At 46.9% G+C, this 1,163-nt stretch carries 1 pseudogene; it reads right to left on the bottom strand.

Annotated features, from left to right (window positions below):
* Positions 1-137: 137 nt before the first annotated feature.
* A pseudogene (locus B3O33_RS13875) lies at positions 138-1,125 on the bottom strand (ribose-phosphate pyrophosphokinase).
* Positions 1,126-1,163 lie beyond the last annotated feature (38 nt).

Raw genomic sequence — 1,163 nt, 5'->3', positions numbered from 1 at the left:
TGTACTTCAAATAAATTTTCCATCTTCTTCTCCAAGACTAAAAAACGGACACGGAGTCCGTTAAATATGCCGTTTTACGGCTTTTCGCCTCCCCCGCGACCAGGTTCAGCACATACAACCAAAAGACTGACTTCTGGTTAATCCATATACAAAGAGCTTACAGACTCTTCATTACTAATTCGGTACATTGCTTCTGCGAGCATTTCCGCAATGCTCAACACGCGGATTTTGTCACATGCGGCCGCCTCGGGCTGCAATGGAATCGTGTCAGTGATGACTAATTCATTTAACAAAGATTTATTAATATTGGACACGGCTGCACCCGACAAAACCGGATGTGTACAGTAAGCAACCACATTGGTCGCACCATGTTCTTTTAACGCGGCTGCCGCAGCACACAAGGTGCCGGCAGTATCGACCATATCATCAACCATTACACAGGTCCGGCCATCAACATCACCAATGATGTTCATCACTTTGGCCACATTGGCGCGTGGGCGACGTTTATCGATAATCGCCAGTTCAACATCTAAATGTTTGGCCAATGCCCGAGCACGTACTACCCCCCCCACATCCGGAGAAACCACGACCAAATCCTGGTATTTATGTTTCCAGATATCCCCCAATAACACCGGGGAGGCATAAACGTTATCTACCGGGCAATCAAAAAAGCCCTGAATCTGATCCGCATGCAAATCGACGGTTAACACCCGATCGGCACCAACGCCAGTCAACATATTCGCTACTACTTTTGCAGTGATAGCAACTCGTGNNAACACCTGTCAACATATTGGCAACTACCTTAGCGGTAATGGCAACACGAGCTGAACGAGGACGGCGATCCTGACGGGAATAACCAAAATAAGGAACAACCAGAGTAATTCGTTTGGCGGATGCTCGACGGATAGCGTCGGTCATTACCATGAGTTCCATCAGATTATCATTGGTTGGCATGCAGGTAGGCTGGACGATGAAAACGTCTTTACCGCGGACATTATCAAGAATTTCAACCATGATCTCGCCATCACTGAATTTTTCAACGGTGGCTTTACCCAGGCTGATATTCAGAAAATTGGCGATACTTTCTGACAGTTTACGATTAGCATTACCGGTAAAGACCATCATATTGCCGTCTGCGGTACGCTGTTGTAACTGGAGGAGTC

It is taken from the genome of Methylophaga sp. UBA1464, from assembly GCF_002325665.1.
Taxonomy (GTDB): domain Bacteria; phylum Pseudomonadota; class Gammaproteobacteria; order Nitrosococcales; family Methylophagaceae; genus Methylophaga.
This window is presented reverse-complemented; position numbering and strand designations above follow the sequence as displayed.